Annotated in this window: 1 protein-coding gene; it reads right to left on the reverse strand. The window is 48.7% G+C overall.

Features of this window, described 5'->3' with window-relative positions; translation table 11 throughout:
- Positions 1-2,756 (reverse strand): tandem-95 repeat protein (locus CAG68_RS11695; RefSeq protein WP_237667874.1); only part of this gene is annotated, 2,756 nt, incomplete at its 3' end.
- Between the last annotated feature and the right edge of the window lie 7 nt (positions 2,757-2,763).

A 2,763-nucleotide genomic window follows, 5' to 3' on the forward strand; every position in this document is an offset into this window, starting at 1 on the left:
ACATCAATCGTCACTGGCGTGTCTTCGTCAGTAACGGCATTGTCATTGGTCGCCACTGGCGCGTCATTCACTGGCGTCACATCGATGTTCACTGTGGTGGACTCGGATACCCCACCGGAGGTAACGATGTAGGTGAAGCTGTCTGTTCCGTGATAGTTGTCGTTTGGCGTGTAAGTCACACTGCCGTCCGGGTTGACCGAGACCGTGCCGTTGGCTGGATCGTTGTTGGTATCGAGCGACACCACTTTGTCGTCGCCTTCGAACGTGTCGTTACCTAAGACCTTGATGATGGTTGGCGTGTCTTCCACGACCGTCGCGTTGTCTGCCACGATGTCCGCCACAGGCGCAACTGTGAAGTTCACCGTTTGGCTAACGCTTTCACCGCTTGGATCGGTAGCCGTAAACGTTAGGTTTTCTGAGCCGTTCCAGTCTGCGGTTGGAGTGAACGTAGCAATGCCATTGACGATAGCCACTTGAATGTTGCTATTACCAGAGACGCTAAACGTTAACTCACCATCGGCGTTATCCACATCACTGAAAGCGGTATTCAGATCGATGCTGTATGGCGTAAAATCTTCCGCCAAGGTTTGGTCTGCAATGTTGCTTTCAACCATAGGCGTGTCGTTCACCGCATTCACGGTGACGTTGACCGTCGCTTGGTCAGTCAGTGCACCATCGGTGACGGTATAAGTGATTTCAGCGTCACCATGGAAGTTCTCGGCTGGCGTGAAGACCAATTTACCATCAACAATCTCGACTGTGCCTTGCGCTTCAGGTACGGACGCTGATTGGATAGACAGCGTATCGCCATCAATGTCAGTATCGTTTGGCAGAACATCAATCGTCACTGGCGTGTCTTCGTCAGTAACGGCATTGTCATTGGTCGCCACTGGCGCGTCGTTCACTGGTGTGACATCGACGTTCACCGTGGTGGATTCACTGACGCCCCCAGATGTGACGATGTACGTGAAACTGTCTGTACCGTGGTAGTTGTCGTTTGGCGTGTAGGTTACGCTGCCGTCCGGGTTGACCGAGACCGTGCCGTTAGCTGGACCGTTGTTGGTATCCAGCGACACCACTTTGTCGTCGCCTTCGAACGTGTCGTTACCTAAGACCTTGATGATGGTCGGCGTGTCTTCCACAACCGTCGCTTTATCTGCCACGATGTCCGCCACAGGCGCTACTGTGAAGTTCACCGTTTGGCTGACGCTTTCGCCGCTTGGATCGGTAGCCGTAAACGTTAACGCTTCTGAGCCGTTCCAGTCTGCGGTTGGAGTGAACGTAGCAATGCCATTGACTATCGCCACTTGAATGTTGCTGTTGCCAGAGACACTAAACGTTAACTCACCATCGGCGTTATCCACATCACTGAAGGCAGTATTTAGATCGATGCTGTATGGCGTAAAGTCTTCTGCCAAGGTTTGGTCTGCGAGGTTGCTTTCAACCACAGGCGTGTCGTTCACCGCATTCACGGTGACGTTGACCGTCGCTTGGTCAGTCAATGCACCATCGGTCACGGTGTAAGTGATTTCAGCGTCACCATGGAAGTTCTCAGCCGGTGTGAAGACCAGTTTTCCATCAACGATCTCAACTGTACCTTGTGTTTCAGGTACGGAAGCCGATTGGATAGACAGCGTATCGCCATCAATGTCGGTGTCGTTTGGCAGGACATCAACCGTTACTGAGCTATCTTCCTCTGTAATTGTTGTATCATTAGAGGCAATAGGCGCATCGTTAACTGAGTTTACTGTTACCGAAACTTGAGCTTCATCCTCTAACTCACCATCTGTGATGGTGTAGCTAATCGTTGCATTACCGTTGAAATTTTCGGCCGGAGTGAAAACAAGCTTACCATCGATAATCTCAACGATACCTTGCTCTTCTGGTACAGAAGCAGAGGTAATGATTAAATCATCACCTTCAATATCACTGTCGTTAGCGAGCACATCAATTACAACCTGGGAATCCTCGTCAGTTTGAATCGCATCATTAGTTGCTATTGGCGCGTCATTAACAGGCGTAATATCTAAGTTAGCAGTGCCATTAATAACACCGCCATCGTTATCAATAATGTCATAGGAGAATGACACTTCAGTGTCATCATCAGCCTCTGGAATGTAAGTCCAAGATCCATCGCTGTTATCAATTAAGGTGCCATTCCCACTCTCAATAGTGACGTTTGTAATGACAAGAGTATCGGCATCATCAATATTGACATTAGATAGTAATTCTTCAGTAGTTATCGTGATTGGATCGCTATCTTCCTCAACAGCGCTTAATGTCACTGGAGAATTAGTAAGTGGCTTACTTGAGCCATCCCCACTTGTCTCGATACCTGTTGTGAAGAAGTCATTTAAGGTCAACGCTTGTGTTTCAGATAAGCCGAGGGATTCTAGGCCAATAGTTTCAAAGTTTGTTGAGGCTAGCACTTCAGTACCATCTCGTACAATCGTGGCACTATTTTGCAAACTGGAGCCACTATTTTCACCCGCTGCAGGTGCGAGTTTTTCATCAATAGCAGAAGGGTCTTGACCTTGCTCAATAGCACTAATAATCTGTGCTACATCGTCTGAAATATCTTTTAAACCTTGCTCTTGAGCAAGCTGAATTTTCAGGTCTTGAGGCGCAGCATCTGTCATTGCCACTATCACTTCACCTGGTAGAGGCTGCTGTCCTTCTGCAAGGACTCTCAGCTGCCCATCCAAACCTATTACGACGACTTGATTACCGAGTGGCACTAATGCTGTACGATCCATATAAACC

This window comes from Vibrio sp. V42_P2S4T144 (genome assembly GCF_009904715.1).
Taxonomy (GTDB): domain Bacteria; phylum Pseudomonadota; class Gammaproteobacteria; order Enterobacterales; family Vibrionaceae; genus Vibrio; species Vibrio alginolyticus.